28 protein-coding genes and 3 pseudogenes are annotated in these 20,798 nt (G+C 70.0%); 8 read left to right on the top strand and 23 right to left on the bottom strand.

Translation table 11 applies throughout. The features are described from left to right. Positions 1 to 19: 19 nt before the first annotated feature. From ACZ7L5_RS02070 to ACZ7L5_RS01985, 18 genes are all read right to left on the bottom strand, one after another. Entirely contained in the window at positions 20 to 208 is a 189-nt protein-coding gene (locus ACZ7L5_RS02070) for a transcription factor WhiB (RefSeq protein ID WP_471513571.1), read from the bottom strand. Further along, positions 205 to 897 (bottom strand): WhiB family transcriptional regulator, encoded by a 693-nt coding sequence (locus ACZ7L5_RS02065; RefSeq protein WP_471513569.1) that lies wholly within the window; start codon positions 895 to 897, stop codon positions 205 to 207. Before ACZ7L5_RS02065 ends, ACZ7L5_RS02070 begins: the two co-directional genes overlap by 4 nt. After that, positions 894 to 1,343 (bottom strand): hypothetical protein, encoded by a 450-nt coding sequence (locus ACZ7L5_RS02060; protein ID WP_471513567.1) that lies wholly within the window; start codon positions 1,341 to 1,343, stop codon positions 894 to 896. The genes ACZ7L5_RS02065 and ACZ7L5_RS02060 overlap by 4 nt, the downstream gene beginning before the upstream one ends. Next, the gene (locus tag ACZ7L5_RS02055) at positions 1,340 to 1,975 is read right to left on the bottom strand and encodes a hypothetical protein (protein WP_471513565.1); all 636 of its coding nucleotides are present in this window, start codon (positions 1,973 to 1,975) and stop codon (positions 1,340 to 1,342) included. The genes ACZ7L5_RS02060 and ACZ7L5_RS02055 overlap by 4 nt, the downstream gene beginning before the upstream one ends. Further along, positions 1,972 to 2,268, bottom strand: a complete 297-nt coding sequence (locus ACZ7L5_RS02050) for a hypothetical protein (RefSeq protein WP_471513563.1) — start codon at positions 2,266 to 2,268, stop codon at positions 1,972 to 1,974. The genes ACZ7L5_RS02055 and ACZ7L5_RS02050 overlap by 4 nt, the downstream gene beginning before the upstream one ends. Further along, positions 2,265 to 2,594, bottom strand: a complete 330-nt coding sequence (locus ACZ7L5_RS02045; RefSeq protein ID WP_471513561.1) for a hypothetical protein — start codon at positions 2,592 to 2,594, stop codon at positions 2,265 to 2,267. The genes ACZ7L5_RS02050 and ACZ7L5_RS02045 overlap by 4 nt, the downstream gene beginning before the upstream one ends. Next, positions 2,591 to 3,433, bottom strand: coding sequence for an exonuclease domain-containing protein (locus ACZ7L5_RS02040; RefSeq protein ID WP_471513560.1), 843 nt, complete (start codon positions 3,431 to 3,433; stop codon positions 2,591 to 2,593). Before ACZ7L5_RS02040 ends, ACZ7L5_RS02045 begins: the two co-directional genes overlap by 4 nt. Beyond that, a complete protein-coding gene (locus tag ACZ7L5_RS02035) occupies positions 3,430 to 4,212 on the bottom strand; it encodes an ERF family protein (protein WP_471513558.1) in 783 nt (260 codons plus the stop codon). Before ACZ7L5_RS02035 ends, ACZ7L5_RS02040 begins: the two co-directional genes overlap by 4 nt. Beyond that, positions 4,209 to 5,258 (bottom strand): YqaJ viral recombinase family nuclease, encoded by a 1,050-nt coding sequence (locus tag ACZ7L5_RS02030; RefSeq protein ID WP_471513556.1) that lies wholly within the window; start codon positions 5,256 to 5,258, stop codon positions 4,209 to 4,211. The genes ACZ7L5_RS02035 and ACZ7L5_RS02030 overlap by 4 nt, the downstream gene beginning before the upstream one ends. Beyond that, positions 5,255 to 5,722, bottom strand: coding sequence for a hypothetical protein (locus tag ACZ7L5_RS02025; RefSeq protein WP_471513554.1), 468 nt, complete (start codon positions 5,720 to 5,722; stop codon positions 5,255 to 5,257). Before ACZ7L5_RS02025 ends, ACZ7L5_RS02030 begins: the two co-directional genes overlap by 4 nt. After that, complete coding sequence (locus tag ACZ7L5_RS02020; protein WP_471513552.1) at positions 5,719 to 5,955, bottom strand: hypothetical protein; 237 nt, start codon at positions 5,953 to 5,955, stop codon at positions 5,719 to 5,721. The genes ACZ7L5_RS02025 and ACZ7L5_RS02020 overlap by 4 nt, the downstream gene beginning before the upstream one ends. Continuing rightward, positions 5,948 to 6,466, bottom strand: coding sequence for a hypothetical protein (locus ACZ7L5_RS02015; RefSeq protein ID WP_471513550.1), 519 nt, complete (start codon positions 6,464 to 6,466; stop codon positions 5,948 to 5,950). Before ACZ7L5_RS02015 ends, ACZ7L5_RS02020 begins: the two co-directional genes overlap by 8 nt. Beyond that, a complete protein-coding gene (locus ACZ7L5_RS02010; protein ID WP_471513548.1) occupies positions 6,463 to 6,843 on the bottom strand; it encodes a hypothetical protein in 381 nt (126 codons plus the stop codon). The genes ACZ7L5_RS02015 and ACZ7L5_RS02010 overlap by 4 nt, the downstream gene beginning before the upstream one ends. Further along, entirely contained in the window at positions 6,840 to 7,169 is a 330-nt protein-coding gene (locus ACZ7L5_RS02005; protein WP_471513546.1) for a hypothetical protein, read from the bottom strand. Before ACZ7L5_RS02005 ends, ACZ7L5_RS02010 begins: the two co-directional genes overlap by 4 nt. After that, positions 7,166 to 7,861: a hypothetical protein gene (locus tag ACZ7L5_RS02000; RefSeq protein ID WP_471513544.1), complete on the bottom strand. Its 696-nt coding sequence runs from the start codon at positions 7,859 to 7,861 to the stop codon at positions 7,166 to 7,168. The genes ACZ7L5_RS02005 and ACZ7L5_RS02000 overlap by 4 nt, the downstream gene beginning before the upstream one ends. Further along, a complete protein-coding gene (locus ACZ7L5_RS01995; RefSeq protein ID WP_471513543.1) occupies positions 7,858 to 8,196 on the bottom strand; it encodes a hypothetical protein in 339 nt (112 codons plus the stop codon). The genes ACZ7L5_RS02000 and ACZ7L5_RS01995 overlap by 4 nt, the downstream gene beginning before the upstream one ends. Positions 8,197 to 8,281: 85 nt before the next feature. After that, positions 8,282 to 8,464: a hypothetical protein gene (locus ACZ7L5_RS01990; RefSeq protein ID WP_471513541.1), complete on the bottom strand. Its 183-nt coding sequence runs from the start codon at positions 8,462 to 8,464 to the stop codon at positions 8,282 to 8,284. Beyond that, the gene (locus ACZ7L5_RS01985) at positions 8,461 to 8,697 is read right to left on the bottom strand and encodes a helix-turn-helix domain-containing protein (RefSeq protein WP_471513538.1); all 237 of its coding nucleotides are present in this window, start codon (positions 8,695 to 8,697) and stop codon (positions 8,461 to 8,463) included. The genes ACZ7L5_RS01990 and ACZ7L5_RS01985 overlap by 4 nt, the downstream gene beginning before the upstream one ends. Positions 8,698 to 8,934: 237 nt before the next feature. On the opposite strand from ACZ7L5_RS01985, the gene ACZ7L5_RS01980 reads away from it, so the two are divergent. Together ACZ7L5_RS01980 and ACZ7L5_RS01975 are read left to right on the top strand one after the other, a co-directional pair. Beyond that, positions 8,935 to 9,471: a hypothetical protein gene (locus ACZ7L5_RS01980; protein WP_471513537.1), complete on the top strand. Its 537-nt coding sequence runs from the start codon at positions 8,935 to 8,937 to the stop codon at positions 9,469 to 9,471. Between the two features lie 17 nt (positions 9,472 to 9,488). Further along, entirely contained in the window at positions 9,489 to 10,046 is a 558-nt protein-coding gene (locus ACZ7L5_RS01975; RefSeq protein WP_471513535.1) for a hypothetical protein, read from the top strand. Here the strand turns inward: ACZ7L5_RS01975 and ACZ7L5_RS01970 are convergent. Further along, on the bottom strand, positions 9,961 to 11,589 hold the full coding sequence (locus ACZ7L5_RS01970; protein WP_471513533.1) for a recombinase family protein: 1,629 nt from the start codon (positions 11,587 to 11,589) through the stop codon (positions 9,961 to 9,963). The genes ACZ7L5_RS01975 and ACZ7L5_RS01970 overlap by 86 nt on opposite strands. Before the next feature lie 39 nt (positions 11,590 to 11,628). On the opposite strand from ACZ7L5_RS01970, the pseudogene ACZ7L5_RS01965 reads away from it, so the two are divergent. Continuing rightward, positions 11,629 to 12,225: pseudogene (locus tag ACZ7L5_RS01965) on the top strand (AbfB domain-containing protein); the annotation flags it as partial. Positions 12,226 to 12,290: 65 nt separating this feature from the next. Here the strand turns inward: ACZ7L5_RS01965 and ACZ7L5_RS01960 are convergent. Then, the gene (locus ACZ7L5_RS01960; RefSeq protein WP_391400252.1) at positions 12,291 to 13,247 is read right to left on the bottom strand and encodes an ABC transporter substrate-binding protein; all 957 of its coding nucleotides are present in this window, start codon (positions 13,245 to 13,247) and stop codon (positions 12,291 to 12,293) included. Between the two features lie 318 nt (positions 13,248 to 13,565). On the opposite strand from ACZ7L5_RS01960, the gene ACZ7L5_RS01955 reads away from it, so the two are divergent. From ACZ7L5_RS01955 to ACZ7L5_RS01935, 5 genes and pseudogenes are all read left to right on the top strand, one after another. After that, a complete protein-coding gene (locus ACZ7L5_RS01955) occupies positions 13,566 to 16,127 on the top strand; it encodes a sensor histidine kinase (RefSeq protein WP_471513531.1) in 2,562 nt (853 codons plus the stop codon). Beyond that, on the top strand, positions 16,124 to 16,600 hold the full coding sequence (locus tag ACZ7L5_RS01950; protein ID WP_328421984.1) for a roadblock/LC7 domain-containing protein: 477 nt from the start codon (positions 16,124 to 16,126) through the stop codon (positions 16,598 to 16,600). The genes ACZ7L5_RS01955 and ACZ7L5_RS01950 overlap by 4 nt, the downstream gene beginning before the upstream one ends. Positions 16,601 to 16,837: 237 nt before the next feature. After that, positions 16,838 to 17,231, top strand: a pseudogene (locus tag ACZ7L5_RS01945) (DUF742 domain-containing protein). After that, positions 17,218 to 17,820 (top strand): GTP-binding protein, encoded by a 603-nt coding sequence (locus ACZ7L5_RS01940; protein WP_362388999.1) that lies wholly within the window; start codon positions 17,218 to 17,220, stop codon positions 17,818 to 17,820. The pseudogene ACZ7L5_RS01945 and the gene ACZ7L5_RS01940 overlap by 14 nt, the downstream one beginning before the upstream one ends. Before the next feature lie 60 nt (positions 17,821 to 17,880). Continuing rightward, positions 17,881 to 18,177, top strand: a pseudogene (locus ACZ7L5_RS01935) (RidA family protein); the annotation flags it as partial. Positions 18,178 to 18,254: 77 nt separating this feature from the next. On the opposite strand, the gene ACZ7L5_RS01930 reads toward ACZ7L5_RS01935, so the two are convergent. Genes ACZ7L5_RS01930 through ACZ7L5_RS01920 form a run of 3 tightly spaced genes read right to left on the bottom strand, consistent with a single transcriptional unit; the run spans position 18,255 to position 20,787 of the window. Next, on the bottom strand, positions 18,255 to 18,923 hold the full coding sequence (locus ACZ7L5_RS01930) for an ABC transporter permease (protein WP_328878500.1): 669 nt from the start codon (positions 18,921 to 18,923) through the stop codon (positions 18,255 to 18,257). After that, positions 18,920 to 19,606: an ABC transporter permease gene (locus ACZ7L5_RS01925; RefSeq protein WP_328878501.1), complete on the bottom strand. Its 687-nt coding sequence runs from the start codon at positions 19,604 to 19,606 to the stop codon at positions 18,920 to 18,922. The genes ACZ7L5_RS01930 and ACZ7L5_RS01925 overlap by 4 nt, the downstream gene beginning before the upstream one ends. Next, positions 19,603 to 20,787, bottom strand: coding sequence for an ABC transporter ATP-binding protein (locus ACZ7L5_RS01920; RefSeq protein ID WP_471513527.1), 1,185 nt, complete (start codon positions 20,785 to 20,787; stop codon positions 19,603 to 19,605). Before ACZ7L5_RS01920 ends, ACZ7L5_RS01925 begins: the two co-directional genes overlap by 4 nt. Between the last annotated feature and the right edge of the window lie 11 nt (positions 20,788 to 20,798).

Genomic DNA, 20,798 nt, shown 5'->3' with positions numbered 1-20,798 from the left:
GGCACTGTTCGTTGGGCGGTCAGGTGGTCTTGGGCTTGCACTTCGCGCGGTGTTCGGTGAGCGGGTTGGCGCGCAGGTAGTCGGTGACCTTCGCCCGGCCGGTGGTGCGCTCGTGGTGGCGGCAGGCGGTGCAGAACAGGTCGGCGACGGGCGTCTGGCCTTTGTCGAGGCCGCGGACTTGGAGCCCGCCGAACCAGGCGCCGCTCATACCGCGACCGCGTTCGATGTGCCGGTGCGTCGCAGCCGGTTGTCCGCGTCCGTGTTCGCCTGCCGGCACTTCACGCAGTCCTCGCCCCGCTTGCGGTGCCGCAGGTAGCTCGACCGGGTCCCACACTCCGCAGTCGACTCGCGGATCACCGCGTCGGCCAGGTGCTCGCCGCGGATGCACTCGCAGTGCCCGCAGGTGCGACGCACAGTTCCTTGCGGTTCACGGCCGTGGGCAACGGTGAACGCGGCCTGCAGCGCGGTGTACCGCTGCCCTTGGAACTGGACGTGCCCTACACCGTTGAGCAGTTGGTGGCCGCCGTCGGTGTCGACGGTTCGGCGGGCGACAGCTTCCGCGAGGGAGACAGGGCGGGGCACGCGTGGCTTCTTCGGCCGCGGAAGCTCGACAGCCGCGAGGCGCCCTTCAGACCGCCGCTCCAGCTCCTTGACGACGGCGCGGCGTTCGCGCGGCCGAAGTCCGGCCCGGATGCCGTGCTGCATGTCGCCGGTGTGCACGGCGTCGAAGAAGCATTCGCGTCGCACTGGGCACGTGGCGCAGATGGCCTTGGCGCGTGCGATCTCCTTGTCGTCGGTCTCGGGGTGCATGGCGGCCCACTTGCCGAGGCATCCGGCGCGCAGGCGCCAGTCGTCTGTGCGGTGGGTGGTGTCGGGGACCGCGCCGGTGTAGCTCATGCCGCACCTCCGAAGATTGCTTTGAAGGCGGCGTCCGAGCGCCGGTTCGCTTCGCGGATCGGCTGGTCTTCCAGGTGCGCCCCCGCGACGCAGTGAGTCATGTCGCAGCCGACAGAGAGGCGACCCTGCGGATCGCGACCGTGATGCAGCCGAAAGGCGATCTGGCGGACGGAGAGCCGCTGCTGGCGGAAGTTCAGCCGGGGGTGTCCGTTCGTGTCGGTGTGCCCCGTCCACCGCTGGTGACCGCCGTCGATGGCCTCGCTGTTCGAGCGGTAGGCGTCCTCGACGGAGGTGTAGGTGTCGGGCGGCCCGCATCGCGGTGCGGGCATACCGAGTGCCTCGCGGGTGCGTTGCACGGTGATCGGTGCGCAGCGCAGCTGGCGGCAGATGTGGATCTGCGGTACGCCGGCGCGGAGGAGTTGGGCGATGTCGGCGCGGATCTTCACTGGGCCACCGCCGGGATGTTCAGCGGCCACGTCACGCCGTCCAACGCACGCCGGTGCGTGTCCGGCAGGACGGCCATCGGATAGCCCAGCCAGTGCAGGCCCATCGCTGCGAGCACCGTGGCGTCGGCCTGGTCGTAGCGGCCGCGGCCCTCGCACGGCACGCCGTACCGTTCGATGACGGTGTCGCGGACCATGCCCTTCGCGATCGTCTTCCGCTTGTTGGCCGGGTGGTCCTTGGCCGGGTTGGCGACGCCGCAGGCGTAGATGATGCGGTGCTGCGGCGGGCAGATCGCTACGGGGATCCGGCGGCGCCACAGGTCGTGGCGGATGAGGCCGCGGAGGTAGGTCATCTCTTCGACGCCGGGCCGGTATCCGACGGACATGGCCACGCCCTCGATGACGACGAGGCTGGTCTCCTCGGGGATGCGCTGGTGGATGGCGCGGCGGTGGAACTCCAGCCGGTCGTGTCCGTCGCGGTCGCCGGGGATCAGCGCTTCGGCGGTCTGGCCGTTGCTGATGCCGGTGCAGGTGAGGGAGAGGTCGAGGCCGTACACGGTCGGCAGGTCGAGGGGTCGGGGAACCGGGGTGGCGGCCGGCGCCTCGGGCTCGAACAGGGTGGGTGTGGTGGTCACGAAGCGGCTCCCGTGATCGTCACGTGGTTGCGGTCACAGCGGTGCGCGCCCTGCGGGTGCAGCGTCACCGCGACGTCGCCCTGGCACAGCGGGCAGTACGCGAAGGCCTGCGCGGCGAGTGCCTTCGGCTCGGGTTCGGGCCACCAGGGCTTGAGGCCGGCGAGGGGGATCTCGATGGTGTCGTCGGCGCGGTGGCGTCCGCGGGTTCGGTCGGGCAGGGCGCGGGCGATGGCGGTGAGGCCGAACATGACGAGCATCGCGGCGACCGCCCACGCAGCCGGGTAGGTGATCACGATGCGGCCCCCTGGCGCAGGTCGTGCAGCTCGCGGGTGTCCGCGATGTGCGAGGCCTGCATGTCGTCCAGCCGTTGGGACAGCTCAGTGATCGCCCGGCGAGCCAGGTGCAGTTGGCGGCGCAGTTCTGCGTCGCCCTGGACCGGGTGCGGTTCGCGGACCGGCGTGTCGGGGCGGGTGTCGCGGAGCCGGGTGATCGTCTCGGCCTGGCGGGTGATGGTGGACAGGCGTTCCGCGGCGAGCTTGTCCGCGTCCTCGCGGGCTGCGGCCATCTGCTCGTAGCGGTACTGGAGTTCGGCGTGCCGGGCCGCGGTGACGAGCCTCATGACTCCTCACCCGCCTCGCGCTGCTCCGGGACCGGACGCAGCGGCCAGTGCCCGTCGATGACGGCCTCGGGGTCGTACTTGTCCTTGGCCTTCTTCTCGTTGCGCAGCCAGGCCTGGTAGTTCGCGGCGTCCTCGCGGTACCACCCGACCTGCCGTGCATGGAGTTCGTCGACCGTGATGTCGCGCAGGGCGTTGAACCGGTTCGGTCGCAGGGCGAGCACCCACTCGGGGCGCTGCCGGTAGGGCGTGTGCGCGATGAGACCCATCCGGTACGCCGCCCGGGCGGACATCAGCGCGTCGTACTCGGCGCCGTGCGCCTGCTCCTCGTCCCACGGCAGGCCGTAGGTCTCGGCGGTGGTCCGCATCTGGTACGGGCCCTGCGTCTCCGAGATCCGCCTGCGGAACGGGGCGGCCTGCCGGTCGAGGACCATCGTGTCGATGACCCGGGTCAGCGGCTGGCGCACGATGCCTTCGAGGCTGTCGCCGAGGTGGCGGCGGCATTCCCGGTCAAGGAGGTTGAGGTCGTAGCCGCCGATGTTGTGGCCGACCAACGGCACGCCGGCGGCGACGACTTCACTGATGGCCTTGGCGATCTCCCCGACACCTTGTTCGGCGGGCATGCCGTGCTTGGCGGCGTACTCGTCGGTGATGCCGTGGACCTCGATGGCGCCCGGTTCCATGGGGATGCCGGGGTTGATCAGCCAGGTGCGGGTGTCAGGGGTGCGTCCGGGGCCGCCGACGATGAGCGCGCAGGTGACGATGCGGGCGGTCTCGGAGTCTTTGTCGCTGGACTCGAAGTCGAGGGCGGCCATGTGCTCCAGGTGCCAGGGGGTGCTCATGAGTCACCGCCCTGCTGCTGAATCCGCTCCTGCCCGATTCGGAACAGGAACGCACCGAGCTTCTCCTCGTCACCGACCTCGTTCTGTACGAGCGTGTCGAAGTGACCGACCTGCTTGATCTCGTAGTTGATCTGCGCGAGGCGCTGCCTGGTCGTGCTCGTCTTGAGGATCTCGTCGCGGTAGTCCTCCGCCGAGCGCACTGGCGCCTCGCCGCGCTCGACGTTCGACGAGTCGGGCTCCGGGTCGCCGGTCGGCACGAGACCGCCGAGGAACAGCAGCGACCGAAGCGATGTCGACAAGGCCTTCGCGGTGCCCTTGTCTGCCGAGTCCATCGACTCACCGGCGGACTGCACCTCGATGCTGTCGCCGGTCGGGCCAATGATCCGGTAGGTGACCGTGACGGTGCACTCGCGGGACGGCTTGCCACCAGACGTCTTCACGTCTCGGTACGCGGTCTCGACGTGGACCGGCAGGACGAGGACGCCGTGCAGGCGACAGGCCGGGCCGAAGGAGTTGAGGGCGGAGTCGACTCCTCGGAACTGGTAGCTGCCGCGTTCGCCGGGCTTGCCGTACCAGTCGCCCTTATTGATGCCGCGAACCTCGCCCATGACGCGGGACCAGGCGACCCAGACAGGGACCTGCTCGGGTCCGTCCGGACCAGGCTCAGGGATGCCGGGGTCGGTCAGTGGCGCCGGGGTGTAGGTGGGCGCCGGCTCGACGTCCGCGGCGGTGTCGGTCCGGCCAGCGGCAGCGGCGGCCCGCTCAGCAATCGTGGTCATGCGGCGTGCTCCTCACGGACAGAGCGGGGGATGTTGATCTGGCGGTAGACGCGGTCCTCGACGCAATCGGCGTAGGCGTCGGGCCAGCGCTCGGCGAGCCTGTTGAGGTCGGGAGTCCGCTTCGTGCGCTCGTCGAGCGACACGTGCACGCGGTCCAGGACAGTGGCTTCCTCGGCGTCGCCGAGCCCGGCGAGGATGCGAACCTTCGCGGCCTTCTTCCGCTTCTCTGCAGCCGTCATCTCGGCGTGCGCGTCGAGGTAGTCCTCGACCGCGGTCTGCGTGTCGACGTCCCGGGTGATGTCCACCGACCCGGCGCGGTCCGGGTGGAGCCGCCCGTACAGGTCGAGGAGGACGTCAGGGTCGGCGTCGTCGGCGAGGATCGGCTGACGGCGCTCGACGATCTGCTGCCATGCCCGCTCGCCCGCCGCTCGCAGGTCGGCGACCAGCTGGGCGTGGTCCCGGACGCGGATGACGTACTGCCGGTAGTCGTTCCCGCCGATCAGGACTGCGGCGTGCATGTGGTCGTAGCCGCAGGTGTCAGCCTGGTGCAGTGTCTGCACGAGGACGTCGTCCGCGACACCGGCCCGGAACTGGGAGGCCTTCATCTTGTCGCGGCACTTGATCTCGACCGCGCACTTCTCGGCGCCGTCGGCGAGCGGGCATTCCAGGACGCGGCGGTCGAGGGTGCACATCTGCCAAGGCCGGTCGATGTTCTGGACGAGGCCGACGCGGCGGACCACGCTGCGGTTGCGGCGGGCCCACTCACGGGCGACGGTCTCCTCGAACGCGCGCCCCCACAGGGCCGGTTCGGAGTCGTCGGACTCCAGCGGGAGACCGCCGGTCTTGTCGTGCCAGACGGACAGGGCGTTGCCGTAGCGGCTGATCCCGAGGATCGCGGCGATGTCGGAGGAGCCGATGCCGGAGCGGCGGGCGGTGAGCCAGTCGGCGCGGTCTGCGTCGGCGGAGAGGATGAGCCGGCCGGTCGGTGTGACCCGGCGGCCGGCGGCCGGGGCGGTGGTGGCCCCGGCCACGGTCGTGTCGGTCATGCGGCGTCCTGGAGGGTGAGCGCGGTGAGGGCTTCTGCCCACGCGAGGTTGGCGAGCAGGACTTGGGCGGGCGTGCCGTTGAAGGCACCGCCGTACGCGGCCTCGTGGCGGTCGGCGATCTCGCGGGCGGCGTTGCGGCCGCAGCGGATTTCGCCGCGTTCGATCTGGCCGAGGACCCGCTCGGTGTCGAGGGACGGATGGATTTTGGCCGGGTGCTTGGCCCGGGTGGCGCCGATGTATCGGGCTTCCAGGAGCTTGCCGTCGTCGGTGAGCCGGGTGCGGGTCTCGAAGGAGCCTGCGGGCTGGTATCGGGCGCCGGTGTGCTGCCTGCCGGTGCGGATCATGTGGGCGACGGATTCGACCGAGGTGGCGTTGCGGTATTCGCCGACGGTCAGCCATTTGCCCGGCTGTTCGCGGAGCGCGGCGGCGACCTGGGCGTGGTCGACTCGGGTGTGGCGGCTCACGGGCGGCCTTCCTCTCCGGGGTTCGTGGGCTGGTAGATGCGGCGCCCGTTGACGTCGTCCGCGGTGAGGTGGCCGTCGCGGACGAAGGCGCGCAGGTCCTTCCGCGCCGTGTTGCGGTGGCAGCCCCACCTGCTTGCGGCGAGCAGCTGTTCGGCAAACTGGGTGGTGACGGGGCGGCCGTGCTGCTGTATGGCGGCAAGGAGGTAGGCGCGTCGGTGGATGAGCTCAGGCATCGACGGCACCGCCCTCGGCGATCTCGGTCCACCCGTCGAACTCGTCCTCGTCGCGGAAGTCGCCATGCCACGTGGCATCCGGCAGACCGGTCTTCGACCAACCGATCGCGCGGAGGTGACCGCGCACGGGGTGACGGGTTACGTGCTCGACGCGGAAGTAGGTGGTGACCTCGGGGGCCGTGAAACCGCTGCCGTCGGTGTACGTGTGGTCGACCCTGAAGAAGCTGGGCGAGGTGCCGGTGCCCTGGCACTCGTGCTTCTCGGCGAGCTCCGCCAGGTTGAGCAGAGTGTGCGGGCCGACGCCCTGGATCAGCCCGCCGCACAGGACGCAGCGGAGTTCGGTTGCCGGGACGTCGCTGCCGTCGCTGGTCGTGAAGACGGGAGCGAAGTCCCGCAGACGGCCAGTCGCTGCGGCGAGCACCTCGTCGCGGTAGTTGTGCGCGAGGCGGTACGCCTCCGTGGCGTCCAGCCGCAGAGACAGAGCGACATGCAGTTCCATGGCGGCGCTCATGCGGCAGCACCACCCTCGCGGCGCTGCGCCGGGACCACGACCCGATTCGGCACCGCGGACTGCAGCCGCTTCGCCAGCCGGGCCAGCGCCTCGCCGCGCACCGGAACCTCGTAGCCGACCTGCTCGGCGAGGCGTTCCATGAGGAGCTTCTCGGGCTCCCACCCGTCGTGCTCGCGGGTCAGGTTGCGGTCCTCGACGATCTCCAGCAGGAGTCCGAGGGCGTCCTCGTCGTCGGCGAGGGTCTCGATGACGTGGACGAAGTACTCCTCGAAGTCGAGGTAGACGCCGTCGGGGAGGGGCCGGATGTAGAGGCGAATCGGCCCGGTGAGGGCGGGGCGGCGGAAGAGGCGGTGCAGGTACAGGCGGATACGGTTCATCGGCGGTGGTCCCCCGTCGGGATGGTGGTGAGCATGAGGAGCAGGGCGGCCAGGTCCCGGGCGAACTCGCGGGCCGCGAACACGGCGTGCCAGACGCAGGTCGTGGTCGGGGCGACGTGGTGGCGGGCGGAGGCGGCGGCCCAGGTGAGGTCGCGGCCGGCGTACACGGCGCCCCGGTGAAGGGCGGCGGTCGCGCGGCGGGTGGCCGGGCGCGGGTCGAAGTAGGCGAGGTCGGCGTCCGCGAAGGCGAGCGCGAGGCGGATCAGGCTGATCGCGGTGAGGCCGAGGGATCCGGCGGCGGCCCACTCGGCGGGCGTGTGCGTCATCGCGGGCCGCCCGCCTCGGGCAGGTCCCGGCCCTGGCGGTACGTGTGGTGCAGCGGGCTGTCGTGCGGGTCCTCCAGCGGCTGCATGGCCTGCGTCGGCGCCAGCAGTTGGGTCAGCTTGTCCGCCGACCGCTCGGCCTTCGGGGTGAGCAGGGCGTCAGCCACACGCTCCGACTCGTCAACCTGCGCGAGCATCCGCCACGCCTGCCGACGGCCGGGGTGCGTCTCCCGCCTCGCCCGCTCGGCGAACGGCGTCCGCAACTCCGTCACGGCGTCGTCGAGGGCCTCGTTCGTGGTGTGCCGCTCAGCCTCCAACTCGGCGACCCGAGCTAGAAGCTGCTCGTTCTCCTTCAGCAGCTTCCGCGCCACCGGGTGCCGCCGCGCCTGGTCCGCCTCCCACGCCGCGTGCATCGCGTCGTGATTCGCGTCGTCCGACAGCCACTTGACGACCGCCTGCCGAGCATTCGCGGACACAGAGTCCGTGACTGCGAAACTCCGCTTGTACGCCTCCTCCGCCAACTCCACAGCGCTCGGCCACGGCTCGCTCTTCAGGAACTCGAAGCGGTCTGCGGCCAGCAGCCACGACGCGCGGGCCACCTCGGGGATCTGCACGTACACCTGCGTCTGCTTCTCCGACGGGTGCACGACGTCGTACGAGTCGAGCGTGACGCGGACGAGGATCGAGTCGCTCATGCCGCCACCGCCGACGCCTCAACATCCGTCAGCGTCCACGCCCGGAACGGCACCCCGTTGAGCGCGCCATTGACCGTCGTGAGTCGGTCCGGCCCGTCGACCGTGGTTGCGGTCTCCGCGCCGAAGCGGACGGCGAACGCACGGACCGCGCCCTCGTCGCGGTGGAAGTACAGGTGCACGCCCATCGGGCGCGCCTGGTCGACGAGCCAGCCGGAGTGTTCGTCGATCCGCACGCTTGACGGCACGGCCGGGGACCCGGCTGTCAGCTGTTCGGCAGCAGCGAAGGCGGCCATCAGCCCTTCGATGCCGGGGCGGAAGGTAATCTCTGTGGGCATCGAGGCCTCACTTTCTGGATTGGTGGGGTCGCCGGTCGGGGGCCGTCAGCCGGGCAAGGAGGGCGGCCCTTCGGCGTGTGGTCTGTCAGGCGGCGTCGGCCGCCGAGTCCGCCGGCGTAGTGGCGGGGCGGGTCGTGTGCCCGCTCGTCCAGATCCGGCGGAGGTCTTCGACCAGCTCAGGGGTGGGGTCCGGAGCGGCGTCCACCAGCTGGTTGATCTGTTCGATGGCAGCGTCGCCGAGGATGGCTCGGCGCTCTTCGCTGGTCATCCGGTGGCGCCGAGCGCGGTCTCGTCGCTGGTCTCGTCCATGACGTCGCGGATATCGAAGTCGTAGACGCTGGCCAAGCGGAGGGCCGTGATCAGGTCAGGTTGGGCGGCGCCGCGGAGGATGCGGTAGACGGTCGAGTCGTTGATGCCGGTTCGCTTCTGGATGGCGTAACCGCTCTTGTCGCCGTGCTCGCGGGCCTTGTCGCGGAGCTTCTTGACGTTCAGCTGGAACATGGGTGTGCGCCTCCTTCCGCAGGTAGCGGGGGGTTTCTGCCTCACGAGGAAGACTTTGGCACACAGAATGCCTGCCGCGCAAGGCAGGGTTCACGCGAGGCAGGAAATTCTTTTAGGCGAACGTCCGTTCGAACAAAGCTGCGACCTGTGTTAACGCAGGTCACTGGCCGGATGGGGAGCCTTCCTCGTGAGGCAGTCCCTAGCTACTGCCTACCTAGGCAGGTACAGTTTTGGAACATGACGGATGCCCCCCAGGGCCGCGCGGAACACTTCCGCACGGCCGTCCTCCCCCGCATCGCCGCCGCCGGACTCGACGGCTTCGGCGCCGAGCAGTTCTTCGCCGTCGTCCTCCCCCTCCTCGGAGAGGCCGGCTACTCCGGCTACGGCTCACAGCAGCGGCTCGTCGAAGCGAGCGGCATGTCCCCCGGGACAGTGTCGAGACTGATGCGCCGTCAGACGGTTCCGGACATCCAGTCGTTCCCCCAACTAGGCAAGATCATTGGCATGTCCCCGCTAGAGCTGCTGGTTCTGGCCGGGCACTTTCCTTTGTCAGCCCTTGAGTCACAGCAGACACTGTCCGAAACTAATCAGTCACAGGTAGGCTTCGACGGACTTACTCCGGAGGAGGCGGCCGAACGGGCCGCGGATCACCTCGGCTTCCATGACGAAGTGCGGCGGTCCATCTTCATCGGAATGATCGATACGCTCAGGAAGACGAAGCGAGACGACGATCAGGCCGACGAGTCCACCGGGGGCGCAGCAGCGGAGATGTGACGCGGGGGGTGCGGTGAATGAGTCTCACGGTCGGCACACGAATCACCACGGCAGCAGGTTTCGCTCTACTCGTGGCCGGCCTGGCAACCAGCGCCCACGGCGCCGTCACTAGCCATGGCGCAATTGCCATGGCCGGTGCGGCCGTAACGTTCGTCTCGACCACCCTCATCGCACTCGGCAGGATCAAGCGCTGGGTCACTGACACCAACGCCGAGCGGCGCGCCCTCGCTCGGGCCACGCTCCAGGCCGAGCAGGAACAGATGCGATTCCTCGCCCTCCAGTCAGCCGGAGAGTCTGAGATGACGCGCCTGCGTCACGACGTCTCAGTCGAGCGCGCGGAGGTGGCGAAGATGCTCGTGGCCGAGCGGGCCGCCATGGAGGCCGCGCTTGAGCGGTCGCGCCTGGAGCTCCAGAAGGAGGCGTTCCAGACCGGCGTGCGCTTCGAGCGCGCGGGGATGCTGGAGGCCGAAGCCCCGGAGAAGGGCAACCTCATCCATTTCCCGAAGCAGCACCCGGAAGTCGACCCGACTCACCAGCGAGAGCGGTCGCGGGAACACGAAGTGGTCGGTCCCTGAATCCCGGCTGCCCCACGAACGCCAGCTGGATCCGTCCGAGTTCCGGCTTGTTCGAGCCCAGCCTGGTCGCCTTGTGCAGGCGCACAGTCACCACCCGGCGGATCAGCTCTCGCTTCTGATCCAGCGTTAGGTCGTTCCACTCTTCGGCCGGGTCAGCGGAGCCCAGCATCCGCAGCACCAGCGGTGACACCCCCGTCATGTCGCCGAGCCGCTTCTTTTCCGCGTCGAGCTTCGGTTGGATTCGCTCCTCCATACCGGCGAGTGACAGCGCCGACAGGCGTGGCTTCCCGGTCTCGGGGTTCAAGGTCTCGGCCAGCTCGCGTGCCTCGGCGAGCTGCTCCTCGTAGCCGTTGATGAGGCGCTGGCAGGCGGCCATCTTCTCCGCGACGTCCGTGTCGTTGGGTACCAGCGCGGCGCGCGCTACGTCCTTGCGGCTGAACCAGGTGACGACGGCCTGCTCGACGTACGCGTCCACGACCTTCTCCCGCATCGACACATCGCCCTTGGCCTCGCAGGTGATGTTCGGGTCGGGGCGGCGGGTGACGGACTGGGAGCACAGCATCGCGTGGTCACCGCACTCCCCACACAGCGCGAGGTAGGTCAGCAGGTGCGACACCTCGGTGCCGCGCTGCGTGCGCCGGCCGGGGTCAGCGAGGAGCACGGAGACCCGGTTGAACATCGCCCGCCCTTGCGGGGTGTGCAGGCCTCGAATCGGCTCCCAGTCTCCCTTCACCGTCGTGCCCCGGTGGACACGCTCGCCGAGGTAGGCCCGGTTAGTGAGGAGGATGCGGATCGTGCGGGGCGACCATGGCTTGCCGTCCGAACGCGCGGCGTCCTTCGTGGAGTTCATCCACTGGAGGAGGGTGCGCAGGCTCTTGCCGCCGTCGACATGCTGGAACGCGGCCAGCACGATGGGCCCTTGTTCGGGATGTTCGTACTGGCGGATGCAGCGGTGTCGACCGCCAACGACTGCGTACTCCCGCGCGAACCCGAACGGCAGCCGTCCGTGCGGCTTTCCAGCAGCGGCCTGCGAGGCGACGGTCCGGGCGTTGCGGTCCTGGATCGCGTCGGCTTCGTCCTCGGCGTCGATGGCGTGCTGGGCGGTGGCCTTTCGGTCGTCTCTGCGCGAGAGGTCGTAGACCTGGTTGTTGTAGCAGAGGAGGGTGTTGCTGGCCATGCACGCTTTGCGGAGCCTGAGGTAGGCGTCGAGGTCGCGGTAGTAGCGGGAGGCTTCGTAGGCGACGACGATGCGTCTGACGCCGGGCGGGGCTGGGTCGTTGATGAGGGTGGCGATGAGGTCTTCGAAGTCGCCGCGGACCTTCCGCGCGTGGCGGCTGGCGGATAGGTCGGAGTCTTTGAACTCGCGGAAGATGGGCCACTCTCGGCTGCGGCAGAGGGCGCGGCCGTTGGCGAGCTGGTCGTCGACGGAGTCTCGTGCGCCGGCGATTCCTGCGAACTCGTTGTACGAGTTGCGGCCGTAGAGGATGGCCTCGAAGCGGACGCCGGTGATGACGAGGTGCAGGTATTCGGGCGCGTACGGCATGCCCTGATGCTAGCCCGCTTCCATTACCCCTTACCCCCATTGTGGGGAGACACGTACACGCCCAACGGCGTCTTCTACGCCTGGCAGTCGGCCGACCTCGCCGCCGGCACGTGGACGGCGCTCGACCAGCGCCTCTACACCCAGCCGCTCAACTCCAAGCACTGCGGCATCCAGCCGATCACCCAGGCCCAGTACACCAACCTGGTCTCGCACTGGGGCGCTCCGGCCTGGAACCGGCTCAAGTCGTACAACTACCCTGCGCGTTACATCCGGCACAGCGGCTTCGCCGGCCGGATCGACGCGTACCCCTTCGACCCGTTCCCCGACTCGCAGTGGAAGCTGGTGCCGGGCCTCGCCGACTCCTCCGGGGTGTCCTTCCAGTCGGTCAACTACCCGACCCGCTATCTGCGGCACTACAGCTACGCCCTGCGCCTCGACGAGAGCGACGGCACGTCGGCGTTCGCGGGGGACGCGACCTTCTACCGGACGGCCGGGCTCGCCGACGCCTCTTGGGCGTCGTTCCGTTCGTACAACAACCCGACCCGCTACCTCAGGCACGCGGACTACGCCCTGCGCATCGACCCGGTCTCCACGGCCGGCGAGCGCCAGGACGCCACGTTCCAGGCCGGTTACTGAAGGGCCCGGGTGACGGGGTGGGGCTGTGGCGGCACCGGCCGGCCACGGCCCCACCCCCGGCCACGTCAGTTGAGGCCGGCCGTCTTCAGCCAGGCCTTCGCCACGTCCAGCGGGTCCTTGCTCTCCAGCTGCACCTGGGAGTCCAGGTCGAGGAGCGTCTTGGTGTCCAGCTTGGCCGAGACCGCGTTGAGCGCGTCGACGCCCTCCTGGGAGAGGCCGCTCTTGTAGACGAGCGGGGTCACGTTGGCGAAGCCGAAGAGGCTCTTCGGGTCCTTCAGGACGACGAAGCCCTCCTTGATGATCGTCGGGTCGGTGGTGAAGATGTCCGCGGCCTGCACGGTGTTCTTCGTCAGCGCCGCCTGGGTGAGCGGGCCGCCCGCGTCCAGCGCCTTGAAGGACTTGAACTTCAGGCCGTACTCGGACTCCAGGCCCTTCAGGCCCTGGTGCCGGGTCTGGAACTCGGGCGAGCCGCCGATCACCAGGTCCGGGGCGATGTCCTTGAGGTCCTCAAGGCTGGAGTCGGCCGTCAGCTTGTACTTCTTCGCCGTCTCGGCGTTGATGCTGACGGAGTCCTTGTCCTCGGCCGGCGAGGACTCCAGCAGCGTCAGTTTCGCGTCCAGCTTGCTCTTGACCGCGGCGTTCACGGTGTCGGCCGACTTCTGCTCCGCCTTGTCGTCGAGGTAGGCGAGCAGCGAGCCGTTGTACTCCGGCAGGACCGTGATGGAGCCGTTCTTCAGCAGACCGTAGGTCGTCTCGCGGCTGCCGATGTTGGGCTTGTAGGTGACCTTGATGCCCTTGGCCTTGAGGGCCTCGCCGTAGATGTCGGCGAGCAGGATGCTCTCGGCGAAGTTGTTCGAGCCGACGACCACGGTGTCGCCGCTCGGCTTGTCCCCGGCCAGGGGGTCGGACTTGTCGTCGGAGGAGGAACATCCCGCCAGCAGCGCCGCCGTGGCGGCGAGCGCGACAGCGGCCGCGCCGGGATGGTTCCTGAAGGACCTGCTGCTTACGGCGGTGGAAGTCACGATTCCCGTTCCGGTTTGAGGGGGTTGGAGAAGCCGACCCCGAGGTCTGGGCAGAACTCTCCACTGATCCAATCCAGCCGGTTCTGTCCCAGTCAAGAGCAATCCGGTCACCGATTGGCCTCGAACAATGGTCGCTTGTGCCCCGATGTGAAGGGGGACGGTTGGGGCGGAGGGTGTTGTAACGGATTCTTGACGTACAGTTCCGGTCACGAAAAGCAAGAGGCGGTAGTGTCCCCGACGTTGGCGGGGGCGATATCGGTCAACAACGGTCACGTGAGACCTCGCGCGCCGTGTGACGCCCACGAAGGAGGCAACTCGGTGTCCACGAACGAGGTGGGCGCTCGGCGCCCACGTCGTCTACGCGGTTTCGCCGACCGCTGGCCCTTCAGGCGCAAGCTCAACCTTCTCGTCGGTGTACCGCTGACCGTGGTGGCGGTCCTCCTCGCCTATCTCATAGCCGACCAGACGGCGCAGTCACGTGACGCGGCCGACGCCGCCCGGCTGGTCCGGGAGAGCACCGAGGTCGCCACACTCGCCGACCGGCTGGCGTCCGAGCACCAGCAGGCCGTCCTGCTCTCCGTACGGCACGAGGCCTCCGAGGGCGACGCGCCCTCGTCCGCCGCCTACCGCACGGCACAGTCCCTCGTGAACTCCCAGGTCGACCGGGTGCGCGACGCCTTCGGGGAACGGCTGCCGGAGACCGAGGCGCAGGCGCTGCGGGGAATCGAGGGCCTGAGCAGCCTGCGTGACACCATCGAGCGGGATTATCTGCCCGCCGAGAGCATCGACCCCGCGTACACCCACGCCGCGCAGAACCTGATCGACGGCCTGGGCCTGGACCGCAACCCCGATCTGGCGACCGCCTTCACCGGCAACCTGCTGGACTCGCTGCTGCGCGCGGGTGCCGCCCACAGTGCCTTCGAGACCGGCGTCTTCTCCGCGTCGACCGGTGACTCCAACGCCCTCATCGAGTTCATCGGCGCGGTCGGCTCCTACGACGAGTACACGCATCAGGCCGAACGTTTCTCCCGGTTCGCCACCGACGCCCAGGCAGCGCAGCTCGCCGGGATCAAGTACACGGCCGCGCAGAGCGTCATCAGCCGGCACTTCGCCGAGCTGCAGATCGACCCCGGCGCCGCCCAGGGCGGTTCGCCCGCGGAGATCCGCACGTCCCTCGACGCGGCGCTCGACTCCTACCCCGCCTATCGTGACCAGGCCAAGACCCGGCTGGCGATCACCACCTCGCTCATCGGCCAGATCGCCGACCAGGCCGAGAGCGCCTCCGACAAGGCGGCGTGGCGCGCGGTGCTGCTGCTGGGGCTCGCCCTGCTCGGCCTCGCCGTCTGGCTGGTCCTGGCGATGCTGGTGCGCCGCTCGGTGGTCCGCCCGGTGCAGGCCCTCACGGGTGCCGCGCGGCAGGTCGCCGAGGTCGCCGAGCGCGAGCTCGCCCGGGTGGCCGACGACGACGCCGAGGACGACGGTCCGCCGCGGCTGCGCGCGATGCCGGTCACCGCGCGCGACGAGATCGGCGAACTCGCCGAGACGTTCAACCAGGTGCAGACCATGGCGGCCGCGTTGCTGGAACGGCAGGTGCTCAGCCGGCGCAACGTCGCCGAGATGTTCGGCAACGTGGGACGCCGGGTCAGCAATCTCACCACCCGCCAGCTCGCCCTGATCGACGCGGTGGAGCGGGGCGAGACCGATCCCGCTCTCCTCGAACGGCTGTACTCCATCGACCACATCGCGGTCCGTCTGCGCCGCAACGCCGACAGCCTGATGCTGCTCGCCGGCATCCACGAGGCGGTCCTCGACTCCGGTCCCACCGCGCTCACCAACGTCGTACGCGCCGGGCTCGGCCAGATCGAGGGCTACCAGCGCGTGGAGCTGCGCGCGCGGACCGAGGCCGTCGTGGAGCCGGAGGTCATCGGCGACCTGACGCTGATGATCTCCGAACTCCTGGAGAACGCGGTGTCGTTCTCGCCCGAGGGCAGCCCGGTCGAGGTGACGGTGGCGGCCTCCGGCGACGACGCGGTCATCGTCGTCTCCGACCACGGCCTGGGCATGAGCCCCGAGCGCCTCGACGAGGAGAACGCCCGCCTGATCCGCCGCGAACGGCTCGATCTCGTACCCACGAAGGTCCTGGGGCTGTTCGTGGTCGGCACGCTCGCGCGCCGCTGGGAGATCGCGGTCACGCTCTCCCGCACACCGGGCGGTGGTGTGACGGCCGAGGTGACGGTGCCGTCGGCGCTGCTGGTGACGGGGAGCACTACGGGATCGACGGCCACGGCGGCGTTGGCTGCGGTTGCCCGCGGCGGCTCGGGGACGAAGGACGAGCACGCAAGCCGTGCGGGTGCGGCCACCGGCCCCCGGCCGTCCACGGCCGTGCCGGGGGATGCCGTACGGCAGGACGACGCTGCGGACGCCGACGGGCTGCGCCCCCTGCCCCGCCGTATCGCGCGGAGCGGTCCTGCCGCGGAGCCGTCCGGGAGCGGCGACGGCGCGGCGGCATCCGCCGATCACGCGCGGGCCGACCGGCCGGACCCGTCCGTGACCGCGGCCCGGCCCGGCACGACGCCCACAACCACGCCCACGGGCGACGCCCCCGCCGCCCGCCCTCTGCGTCGCCGTGTCCGTGGTGCGACCCTGCGTACGACCGTCGAGGCCTCCGAGCGGCAGACTGCGTTGCGGCAGGACGCGCGGACGCTCGACGCGGAGGCCGTGCGGACGGCGCTCGACGAGTTCGAGGCCGCCGTGGAGCGCGCGCATCGCGACAGCCGGAACGCCGGTGACGGCGGCACCGGAGCGCAGTCCGCCACAGCAACGACCCCAGCCCCCCATGTGCACGACCAGAACGACCCCCCGGAAGGAGCGGAGCAGTGAGCACGTCGACAGGTGGCACCCCGGCGGGAGGCCCCACACCGGCCGAACTGCAGGCCGCCGCAGCCGACTTCACCTGGCTGCTAAATCGCTTCGCGAAGGAGACGGCCGGTGTCGTGGACGCCATCGCCGTCTCGTCCGACGGCCTCCTCATCGCCGTGTCCGAGCTGCGTGAGCACGCCGACTCGGAGCGGCTCGCCGCGATCGTCTCCGGCATCACCAGCCTGGCCGCCGGCGCCTCCGGCAACTACGGCCTCGGCGGCCTCAACAAGGTCATCATCGACCTGGAGGGCGGCCACGTCCTGGTCTCCACGATCGGCAGCGGCGCCGTGCTCGGCGTCGTCACTGACAAGGAGGCCAAGCTGGGCAACATCGCCTACGAGATGACCGTGTTCGCCAACCGCGCCGGTTCCGCCCTCAGCCCGCAGCTCGTGCTGGAGCTGAAGAACAGCGTCGGCGCCACGTCGCCCCGCTGACCGGGCCGGGAAGAAACCCGGGAGCCCCGGCGAGAGGCAGGCACCCGGCCGAGGAGGACGGACAACGCCATGGCGGACGGCACCCCAGCGCCGGACCTCGACGGGCCGGAGCACGACGGGCCGGAGCACGACGGGCCGGAGCACGATGGGCCGGAGCACGACGGGCCGGAGCACGATGGGCCGGAGCACGATGGGCCGGACCTTGACGGGCCGCACTCCGATGTACCGGACCCCGGCGTGTCCGAGTCGGTCGGTCCCGCTTCCGCCGTGCGGCCCTTCCTGGTGACCGCCGGGCGGGTCGTCGGTGACGCCGACGGTCGGTCGATGCCCGTGGAGACGCAGGTGGTGGCCACCACCGAGGGGCTCGACGCGCTTGACCGGCTTGCCTTCGAGGAGCACGACATCGTCGCCGTCTGCCGGCTGCCGCAGTCCATCGCGGAGATCGCGGCCCGGCTGCGGCTCCACCTCAACGTGGTGCGCGTCCTCGCCGAGGACCTGCGCGCCGCCGGGCAGTTGACGGTGCACGTGCCCGACTCCGGCGTCACCCACGACGCATCCGTCCTGCGCAGGGTCATCGACGGCCTGCGCGCCGTACCCGACTCACGAGGGGTCACTCCGTGACGACGACTGAACCGGCCGCCGGCGCAACCGCCGCGCCGGCGGCCACCGTACGACCGCCGCTGCCGGTCAAGATGGTGATCGCCGGCGGCTTCGGGGTGGGCAAGACCACCACCGTGGGCGCCATATCCGAGATCGAGCCGCTGACCACCGAGGCCGCGATCACGGAGGTCGCGGCCGGCGTGGACGACCTCACGCACACGCCGCGCAAGACGACGACCACCGTGGCGATGGACTTCGGCTGCCTCACCATCGACCCCACCCTGAAGCTGTATCTGTTCGGCACACCCGGGCAGGAGCGGTTCGGGTTCATGTGGGACGACATCGTGGAGGGTGCCGTCGGCGGGCTCGTCATCGTGGACACCCGCCGGCTCGACGACTGCTACGCCGCCGTCGACTACTTCGAGCACAAGGGCATCCCCTTCGCGGTGGCCGCCAACGCCTTCGACGGCAAGGTCGAGCACACGCTGGACGAGATCCGCTGGGCCCTCGACGTCACCGACGGCGTCCCGGTCGTCGTCTTCGACGCCCGCGAACGCGGCTCGGTCCGCGACGCCCTGCTCGTCGTGCTGGAACTGGCGCTGGCGCGCACGGAGGGCTGACGGCGGGAGCAGGCGGCGGGCGGCAGGCGGCAGGCGCGGAATGCGAACTTGCGCTGCCAGGCGTCAGCAAACGGCGCACCTGTGCCCGGTGATTTCCCGGCCCAGGTGGAACTGGCCCTCGGCCGGCTGCGCTCGGCGCTGGAGGGCGTCGGCCTCGGATACGAGCACGTCGTCCGCCTGGGCACCTTCATCATCGACCACGACGCTGCCAAGCTGGAGGCCACCGGCAAGGCACTGCACGCCCGGTTCGGCGACCGCCTGCCCGCCCAGACCCTGAGCAGCGTCGCCTCGCTCGCGCTGCCGGGCATGCTGTTCGAGGTCGACGCGCTCGCCTTACGGCCGTCCCCGCGCGGCTGAGGCCTGTTGCGTGAGCGGCAGAGGCCAATTCCGCAACAGGCCCTGGTCGCGTGAGCGGGCCACCGGGGGTGCTTGAACTAGCCGCGCCTGCGCACCCCCGGTGACACCGCGAACCGTGCCGCTGCCCAGAAGAGCGCCAGCGTCGTGAGCGCCATCGCGGCGACCAGGGTGGCGCCGCCCACGACCTTCTCGTAGTTGCGCTGGTAGAGGCCGTCGATGATGTAGCGGCCGAGGCCGCCGAAGCTGACGTACGCGGCGATGGTGGCCGTCGAGACGATCTGGATGGCTGCCGAGCGCAGGCCGCTGAGGATCAGCGGGAGGGCCACGGGCAGTTCGACCCTGAACAGGATTCCGGTCTCGGCCATGCCCATGCCGCGAGCGGCGTCCACCGGCGCGGGGTCGACGGAGCGCATGGCCTCGTAGGTGGTGACCAGGATGGGCGGGATGGCGAGCACGACCAGCGGGATCATGACGGGGGCCATGCCCAGGCCCAGCAGGATGAACATCAGCACCATCAGGCCGAAGCTGGGCAGCGCCCGGGCCGAGGTGGCGATCAGGGCGAGCGCGTTGCCGCCGCGCCCGGTGTGGCCCGTGAGCAGGCCGACCGGCAGTCCGACCGCGGCGGCGATGCCGAGTGCCAGCAGCGTGTACTGGACGTGTTCGGCGAGCCGCGCGGGGATGCCGTCGTAGCCCTGCCAGTGCGCACTGTCGCTGAAGAAGGAGTTGATGAAGTTCAGGACGTTCACCGGGCGGCCTCCTTCACGGCGAGCGGGCGGGCGTTCTTACGGGTGCCGCGCGGCATCCAGGGCGTCAGGAGCAGACGCAGGCCGATCAGCGCGGCGTCCACGAGGATGGCCAGGACGGCCGTACCCACCACGGAGAGCCACACCAGGCGGGGCTGGTTGTAGATCAGGCCGCTGTTGAGCAGGTTGCCGAGGGCGCCCGCGTTGCCGATGAGCATGCCGACGCTGACGAGGGAGACGCTCGACACGGACGCCACCCGCAGTCCGGCGATGATCGCGGGCGCCGCGATGGGCAACTGGACCTGGAGATAGCGTCGTACGGGCCCGAAGCCCATGGCGGTGGCGGCGGCCAGTGTCTCCTGCGGCACCGACCGCACACCGTCCACGATGGCCGGGACCAGCACCACCAGGCTGTACACGGCCAGCGGGATCATCACCGTGATCTCACTCAGGCCGGTGTAGTCGATGAGGATGACGAAGAAGGCGAGCGAGGGAATCGCGTACAGCACGGTCGTCACCCACAGCACGGGCGGGTACAGCCAGCGCACCCGCACGCACAGCTGGGCGACGGGCAGGGCCACGAGCAGCCCGGCGAGCACGGGGATCAGTGCCTCGCGCAGATGCAGGCCGACCAGTCCGAAGTAGCTGTTCTGCAGGTCGCTCGGCATGTCGAAGAGCTCGGTCATGGCGCGACCTTCTCGGTCGTCCCGGTCGTCCCGGTCGTCCCGGAGCTACCGGGCTCCCCGGCCTCCGCGACCTTGCCGTCGTGCGCGTGCGCACCGCGGATGGCCTCGCCGATGGTCTGCTGCGAGACGACCCCGGTGGCCCGGCCGTCGGCGTCCACGGCGACGGCCCACCCGGTGGGCGAGAGCACGGCACAGTCGAGAGCGGCCCGCAGCGAGTCGGTCGCGGTCACGAACGGGCGCCCGTACGGCAGGAGTCGGTCGGTCTCGATCTCCCCGGCGGTGAGATCCTGCGGCTCGCCCCAGCCGAGGGGCTTGCCGTCCGGGTCGGTGACCAGGAGATATGGCACGTCATCGGTGGTGGCGGCGGTGATCCGCTCGGCGGTGGCGTCGACGGCCACGAGGGGCTCGGTCAGCAGTTCCAGGCCGGCCGAGGGGAAGAACGACAGCCGCCGGATGCCGCGGTCCGCGCCGAGGAAGTCCTCCACGAACTCGTCCGCGGGGTGGGTCAGCAGTTCGGCCGGCGGGGCGAACTGCGCGAGCTTGCCGCCCGTGCGCATCACGGCGACCATCGTGCCGAGCTTGACGGCCTCGTCAATGTCGTGGGTGACGAAGACGATGGTCTTGCCCAACTCCTCCTGAATGCGCAGGAGTTCGTCCTGGAGGCCCTTGCGGACCACGGGGTCGACGGCCGAGAAGGGCTCGTCCATCAGCAGCACCGGCGGGTCCGCCGCGAGGGCGCGGGCCACGCCGACGCGCTGCTGCTGGCCGCCGGAGAGCTGGTACGGGTACCGCTTGGCGAGTGCCCCGTCGAGGCCGACCCGCTCCATCAGCTCGCGCGCCCGCGCCCGGGACTTCTCCTTGCCCCAGCCGAGCATGCGGGGCACGGTGGCGATGTTGTCGAGGATCGTGCGGTGCTGGAAGAGGCCGGCGTTCTGGATGACGTATCCCATGGACCGGCGCAGGGTGTTGACCGGCTGCTGCTGGATGTCCACGTCGTCGAGGAGGATGGTGCCCTCGCTGGGCTCGACCATCCGGTTGATCATCCGCAGGGTGGTCGTCTTTCCGCAGCCCGACGGTCCGACGAGGACGGTGATCGAGCGGTCGGGTATCTCCAGCGAGAGCTGGTCGACCGCCACCGTGCCGTCCGGATACCGCTTGGTGACTGAATCTATCCGTATCAAAACGCCCAATG

The sequence above is a fragment of the Streptomyces sp. NPDC107528 genome (assembly GCF_055639295.1).
The sequence above is the reverse complement of the archived record's forward strand: the minus strand, read 5'-3'. Positions and strand labels throughout refer to the sequence as shown.

Bases quoted from the DNA above. Each gene is read 5' to 3' on its own strand.
- ACZ7L5_RS02070 (WP_471513571.1), bottom strand. From the start codon at position 208: ATGAGCGGCGCCTGGTTCGGCGGGCTCCAAGTCCGCGGCCTCGACAAA.
- ACZ7L5_RS02065 (WP_471513569.1), bottom strand. From the start codon at position 897: ATGAGCTACACCGGCGCGGTCCCCGACACCACCCACCGCACAGACGAC.
- ACZ7L5_RS02045 (WP_471513561.1), bottom strand. From the start codon at position 2,594: ATGAGGCTCGTCACCGCGGCCCGGCACGCCGAACTCCAGTACCGCTAC.
- ACZ7L5_RS02040 (WP_471513560.1), bottom strand. From the start codon at position 3,433: ATGAGCACCCCCTGGCACCTGGAGCACATGGCCGCCCTCGACTTCGAG.
- ACZ7L5_RS02035 (WP_471513558.1), bottom strand. From the start codon at position 4,212: ATGACCACGATTGCTGAGCGGGCCGCCGCTGCCGCTGGCCGGACCGAC.
- ACZ7L5_RS02030 (WP_471513556.1), bottom strand. From the start codon at position 5,258: ATGACCGACACGACCGTGGCCGGGGCCACCACCGCCCCGGCCGCCGGC.
- ACZ7L5_RS02020 (WP_471513552.1), bottom strand. From the start codon at position 5,955: ATGCCTGAGCTCATCCACCGACGCGCCTACCTCCTTGCCGCCATACAG.
- ACZ7L5_RS02015 (WP_471513550.1), bottom strand. From the start codon at position 6,466: ATGAGCGCCGCCATGGAACTGCATGTCGCTCTGTCTCTGCGGCTGGAC.
- ACZ7L5_RS02010 (WP_471513548.1), bottom strand. From the start codon at position 6,843: ATGAACCGTATCCGCCTGTACCTGCACCGCCTCTTCCGCCGCCCCGCC.
- ACZ7L5_RS02005 (WP_471513546.1), bottom strand. From the start codon at position 7,169: ATGACGCACACGCCCGCCGAGTGGGCCGCCGCCGGATCCCTCGGCCTC.
- ACZ7L5_RS02000 (WP_471513544.1), bottom strand. From the start codon at position 7,861: ATGAGCGACTCGATCCTCGTCCGCGTCACGCTCGACTCGTACGACGTC.
- ACZ7L5_RS01995 (WP_471513543.1), bottom strand. From the start codon at position 8,196: ATGCCCACAGAGATTACCTTCCGCCCCGGCATCGAAGGGCTGATGGCC.
- ACZ7L5_RS01990 (WP_471513541.1), bottom strand. From the start codon at position 8,464: ATGACCAGCGAAGAGCGCCGAGCCATCCTCGGCGACGCTGCCATCGAA.
- ACZ7L5_RS01985 (WP_471513538.1), bottom strand. From the start codon at position 8,697: ATGTTCCAGCTGAACGTCAAGAAGCTCCGCGACAAGGCCCGCGAGCAC.
- ACZ7L5_RS01980 (WP_471513537.1), top strand. From the start codon at position 8,935: ATGACGGATGCCCCCCAGGGCCGCGCGGAACACTTCCGCACGGCCGTC.
- ACZ7L5_RS01975 (WP_471513535.1), top strand. From the start codon at position 9,489: ATGAGTCTCACGGTCGGCACACGAATCACCACGGCAGCAGGTTTCGCT.
- ACZ7L5_RS01970 (WP_471513533.1), bottom strand. From the start codon at position 11,589: ATGCCGTACGCGCCCGAATACCTGCACCTCGTCATCACCGGCGTCCGC.
- ACZ7L5_RS01925 (WP_328878501.1), bottom strand. From the start codon at position 19,606: ATGACCGAGCTCTTCGACATGCCGAGCGACCTGCAGAACAGCTACTTC.